This window comes from Mesorhizobium sp. M7A.F.Ca.AU.002.02.1.1, from assembly GCF_003998535.1.
Lineage (GTDB): Bacteria > Pseudomonadota > Alphaproteobacteria > Rhizobiales > Rhizobiaceae > Mesorhizobium > Mesorhizobium ciceri.
Window position 1 is genome coordinate 1 of the sequence record NZ_RZPB01000490.1, and the last position, 4,685, is coordinate 4,685.

At 61.1% G+C, this 4,685-nt stretch carries 6 protein-coding genes; 3 read left to right on the forward strand and 3 right to left on the reverse strand.

Going from position 1 to position 4,685, the window contains the following annotated elements; genetic code table 11:
• On the reverse strand, window positions 1-574 hold a 574-nt coding region (locus EN879_RS24840; RefSeq protein WP_127274308.1), incomplete at its 3' end, for an alpha/beta hydrolase.
• A 467-nt stretch (window positions 575-1,041) separates the two neighbouring features.
• Between EN879_RS24840 and ilvA the strand changes: the two genes are divergently transcribed.
• Both ilvA and EN879_RS24850 read left to right on the forward strand, forming a co-directional pair.
• Window positions 1,042-2,298: a threonine ammonia-lyase IlvA gene (gene ilvA / locus EN879_RS24845; protein WP_063168104.1), complete on the forward strand. Its 1,257-nt coding sequence runs from the start codon at window positions 1,042-1,044 to the stop codon at window positions 2,296-2,298.
• Window positions 2,299-2,306: 8 nt separating this feature from the next.
• Complete coding sequence (locus EN879_RS24850; RefSeq protein ID WP_024503867.1) at window positions 2,307-2,867, forward strand: DUF1697 domain-containing protein; 561 nt, start codon at window positions 2,307-2,309, stop codon at window positions 2,865-2,867.
• Between the two features lie 8 nt (window positions 2,868-2,875).
• On the opposite strand, the gene EN879_RS24855 is transcribed toward EN879_RS24850, so the two are convergent.
• Both EN879_RS24855 and gloA read right to left on the reverse strand, forming a co-directional pair.
• Window positions 2,876-3,166, reverse strand: a complete 291-nt coding sequence (locus tag EN879_RS24855) for a DUF2218 domain-containing protein (RefSeq protein WP_027160411.1) — start codon at window positions 3,164-3,166, stop codon at window positions 2,876-2,878.
• Between the two features lie 146 nt (window positions 3,167-3,312).
• The gene (gene gloA, locus EN879_RS24860; RefSeq protein ID WP_013531328.1) at window positions 3,313-3,753 is read right to left on the reverse strand and encodes a lactoylglutathione lyase; all 441 of its coding nucleotides are present in this window, start codon (window positions 3,751-3,753) and stop codon (window positions 3,313-3,315) included.
• A 238-nt stretch (window positions 3,754-3,991) separates the two neighbouring features.
• On the opposite strand from gloA, the gene EN879_RS24865 reads away from it, so the two are divergent.
• A complete protein-coding gene (locus EN879_RS24865) occupies window positions 3,992-4,567 on the forward strand; it encodes a cold-shock protein (protein ID WP_174564974.1) in 576 nt (191 codons plus the stop codon).
• Window positions 4,568-4,685: the final 118 nt, after the last annotated feature.

The window sequence follows — 4,685 nt, forward strand, 5'->3', positions numbered from 1 at the left end:
CCTCCAACTGGTCGCGGGCAGCGCTGGCGCTTTCCTTGTCGTAGACATAGTCGGTGGTCCTGGCGCCCGATGCCCAGGAAAACAGCACTGGCGTGCCGGGATAGCCGGAATCATGGACGATCTGGGTCAGGCGATAGACGGCGGCATCGAAGCCGGTGTTGTAGCCATGCACGAAGACCATGACGCGGCCGCCGCGCGCCGCGATGTCGGCGTTGAGCGCGCTGGAGAATTTCGGCTGCGTGTCGTAGCCGACGACCTCGGAAGCCATGAAATACTTGGCCGGGTCGTCCGACTTGCCGCGCGAGCGGCGCTCGATCTGGCCGGTCTTGTGAAGCCCCGGAACGGTGACGTTGACGCGGGCATAGTTCAGCGTCGCCGACCGTTCGCCGTCGAAAACCTTGTTGGGATCGTCGGATTTCTTGCGCGTCGTGGCGATGAAGATCGAGTGGTTGCCGGCGATCTCCGTCACCGGCGCGGACACCATGGCGCTGCCAAGCAATTCCTGTGTTTGCTGGCCGGCGCAGCCGGCGACGAACAAGGCCAGGACAACGGTAAAAATCTTCTTCAAAGGCACGCCTGAATTTCCAACTCCGGCCGAAAGGCCTGTCTATCCTCACGATACCTCCCGGACAGGCAGAGTGCGGCAGAACTAAGTCCTGTCGAGTCGAAATGTGATCGGCGCCCCGCTGCGGCCATCGCAGTGTTGCGCGAAAGCCAAAATGGCGGGAAACGCCTGCGTGATGTGCGCAATGAGCGGCGTCGCCGCTGGCCCTCCAATCCCCGCGGAGATAGCGATTTCATACCGCCCGATGCGAGGGGGCATGAGAATGCACCCGCAAGTAGCTGAAAATATTTCGCAAAATTTCCGCCCGGAAGGACGTAAATGATGGACGATGGCGCTGGGGAGCCGGATATGTGATAGGCGGGCTCGCGCCGCACCTGGTCATGGCGCTCAACAACCGAACGTTCGCGACCCGATTAATGATAGAGATCCGCGGACAGCATGCAACGCAAGGTGATTTTCCCCAGGGGTGGTTTCCGATGAACAGTTTCTCTTCCCGCGTTGCTGCCGCTGCCGCCGCGATCCGCCAGATCTTCCCTGAAACGCCGCTACAGGAAAACGACTATCTGTCGAAAAAGACCGGTGCGCGGGTGCTGTTGAAGCGCGAGGATCTGTCGCCGGTCCGCTCCTACAAGATCCGCGGCGCCTTCAATTTCTTCCGCAAGACACTGGCGGCCGGCAACGAGGCCGAACTGTTCGTCTGCGCGTCCGCCGGCAACCACGCGCAGGGCTTTGCTTTCGTCTGCCGCCATTTCGGCAGGCGAGGCGTCGTGTTCATGCCGGTGACGACGCCGCAGCAGAAGATCGACAAGACCAGGCTGTTCGGCGGCGATTTCATCGAGATCAGACTGGTCGGCGATTTCTTCGACGATTGCTATCGCGCTGCCCTGGAATTCACCGACAGTTCCGGCGCCCATATGGTGCCGCCTTTCGATCACAAGGACATCATCGAGGGCCAGGCAACCGTCGCCTACGAGATCGCGGACCAGATGCCGGGCGCCCGCATGCCCGATATCGTCATGCTGCCGGTCGGCGGTGGCGGACTTGCCGCGGGCGTCACCCACTATTTCGCCGATCAGGGCAGGGAAGCACACTTCGTCTTCTGCGAACCGGCAGGCGCGCCGAGCCTGCGCGAGAGCCTCGCAGCGGGGAAACGGCTCAAGCTCGCCAAGGTCGACAATTTCGTCGATGGCGCCGCGGTGGCCGAGATCGGCCGCGAGCCGTTGCGTCATCTCAAGGATTTTCCGGCCGACACGGTGCGGCTGATCCCGGAAAACAGGCTCTGCGCCACCATGATCGAGATGCTCAACGTCGAAGGCGTCGTGCTGGAGCCGGCCGGCGCGCTGGCGATCGATGCGCTCAAGGATTTCTCCAAGAAGGAGATCAGGGGCAAGACGATCGTTGCCGTGGTTTCGGGCGGCAATTTCGATTTCGAGCGGCTGCCGGACGTCAAGGAACGGGCGTTGCGCTTCGAGGGTCTGAAGAAATACTTCATCATCCGTTTTCCGCAGCGGCCGGGCGCGCTGCGCGATTTCCTCGAACTGCTCGGACCCGACGACGACATCGCCCGTTTCGAATATCTGAAGAAATCGGCGCGCAATTTTGGTTCGGTGCTGATCGGCATCGAAACCAGGGACCGTCGCAATTTCGATCTGCTCAAGGCGAAGTTCGAGGCCGAGGGCGTTCAGTATCAGGACATCACCGACAACGAGACACTGGCCGGGTTCATCATATGAGCGATCGAATGGTTGATCCGGGAAAAATCTTCGTCGCGCTGTTTTCCGGCATCAATGTCGGCGGCAACCGCATCGTCAAGATGGCGGAGCTGCGGTCGTTCTTCGAGGGCCTCGGCTTTTCCGACGTCGCCACCTACGTGCAGAGCGGCAATGCCGTGTTCCGGGCGAAGAAAGGCGACGCGGCGGCACTGGCGAACCTGCTCGAAGCAGCCTTCGAGACGAAATGGGGGTTCCATTCGCGCATCATGGTGCGCGATCTCTCCTGGTTCGAGAAGCTGGTGCGCGAAAATCCCTATCCGGAAATTGCCGCGGACCACACGAAGCTGCACGCCTATGTGCTGGAACGCGAGCCGACCGCCGATGAGGTGGCGCGGCTGACCGAAAAGTGCACCGGCCCCGAACGCTTCGAGATCAAGGGCGATGTGCTCTACCTCAGCGCACCGAATGGGCTGGGCAAATCGGTGTTTGCCGGGCTGATCCCGCGCACGCTGAAAGTGCCGGGTACCGCGCGCAATTGGCGCTCGGTGCAGGCGCTGCTGGAGATGGCCGCACACGCCGGTGAGAAGTAGTTGGCTGGCTAGGCGGAAGTTGGTTTCCAGTCGAAGGTCAGTTCTTCGCGGAAAGCAAAGCGCTTGATGTGATCGGCGACAACGCTTTCCAGGCGCTCGATCGATCCTGCTTCGTCAGTCGACACCGTGACATGCAGCGCTGCGGCATCGGCAGCCATGACGGTACGGCCCATTGAGAGATCGATGGTGCCATGGGTGGGATCGAACTCGACCGGGAATTTGTGTGCCCAGTGCTTGCACAACTGCTGCAGGTAGCGGCTGGCATGTTCGGTGGCGACGTCGGCATGGCTGGTCGGCATGAATTCTCCTGGGCAAGCGCCCTTTTGCATGGCTGGGCGCCGGCCAAGCCTGGCGCCTCAGCCAGACAGATAGGCGCCGCCCCTGAAAAACCAAACGGTAGCGGGGCCGTCAGCCTGGCATTGTCCGCTCAAGACAGCGTGATCGGCTACCAGCTTCCGGTGTTCGCCATCGAAGCCCAAGGCTCGGCCTTGGCCTTGGCCGGGCCTTTCTGCAAAAGCTCGATCGAGATGCCGTCCGGCGACTTGACGAAAGCCATGTTGCCGTCGCGCGGCGGCCGGTTGATGATGACGCCATTGTCCATCAGATGCTGGCAGGTGGCGTAGATGTCGTCGACCTCATAAGCGAGGTGGCCGAAATTGCGCCCGCCCTTGTAGTCTTCGGGATCCCAATTGTAGGTCAGTTCGACCAGCGGTGCCTTTTCATTGATGCCGCTCTCCTCGTCTTCCGGTGCGGCGAGGAAGATCAGCGTGAAGCGGCCCTGCTCGTTTTCGTAGCGGCGCACTTCCTTGAGGCCGAGCTTATTGCAGTAGAAGTCGAGCGAGGCATCGACGTCGGCGACGCGGATCATAGTGTGCAGATAGCGCATGTGATTTCCTCGATAAATTGCGTTGCGGCGCAACATAGGGTCGGCCCTGTCAAAGGGCAATCGTGCGGCGGTGCGCAATGCCGGCAAAGAACAAATCCGGTATTGCCCCAATGAACCGTGAAAAAAGGCACGGCAGGTCTTGCACACACCGGAAGCCGCAGTGTTAATCTGTTGGCAAGAATCAGTTGCGGTGTTCTTGAAAAGAGGGGGCATTCTTATGGGGGAAAAGGCCTCTTTCATGGGGCGGGACGGAACCCTTGGCGACGCCTTGCAGCGTGACGAAGGCGGCGACGCTTCTGATCTGCTCGAAGTAGCCGGCGCCATCAAGTGGTTCGATGTGGCCAAGGGTTATGGTTTCATCCTCCCGGATGACGGCATCTCGGGCGACATCCTCCTTCATGTGACATGTCTTCGAAGAGACGGCTTTCAGACGGCGCTGGAAGGCGCACGCGTGGTCTGCCTCGTCAAGCATGGCGAGCGCGGATTGCAGGCCTTCCGTGTGCTCTCCATGGATGTCACCACCGCGGTCCACCCGGCCGAGATGCAGGAGCAGCGCACCCATGTCGCGGTGACGCCGGAGAGCGGTCTCGAACGCGCCTTGGTAAAATGGTTCAACCGCACCAAGGGGTTTGGTTTTCTCACCCGCGGCGAGGGTACCGAGGACATCTTTGTCCATATGGAGACCTTGCGCCGTTACGGTATCACCGAGCTTCGGCCCGGACAGGTCGTGCTGGTTCGTTTCGGGCGCGGCGACAAAGGCCTTATGGCCGCCGAAATTCACCCCGATATGGGGACCTTGCCGGTCTCGCACTAGGGCGTTTCCGGCCGAGGATCTCGAATGGCTTACAGGAACTGGCTGACCGCGGGCGCGATGTGCGCGATTGCCTTCGTCGCCGCCGCCGGTGGTTACTTCTATTCCGAAAAGCCAACCT

Excerpts from the sequence above, each read along its gene's own strand:
- ilvA (WP_063168104.1), top strand. The coding sequence starts at position 1,042 with ATGAACAGTTTCTCTTCCCGCGTTGCTGCCGCTGCCGCCGCGATCCGC.
- EN879_RS24850 (WP_024503867.1), top strand. The coding sequence starts at position 2,307 with ATGGTTGATCCGGGAAAAATCTTCGTCGCGCTGTTTTCCGGCATCAAT.
- EN879_RS24855 (WP_027160411.1), bottom strand. The coding sequence starts at position 3,166 with ATGCCGACCAGCCATGCCGACGTCGCCACCGAACATGCCAGCCGCTAC.
- gloA (WP_013531328.1), bottom strand. The coding sequence starts at position 3,753 with ATGCGCTATCTGCACACTATGATCCGCGTCGCCGACGTCGATGCCTCG.
- EN879_RS24865 (WP_174564974.1), top strand. The coding sequence starts at position 3,992 with ATGGGGCGGGACGGAACCCTTGGCGACGCCTTGCAGCGTGACGAAGGC.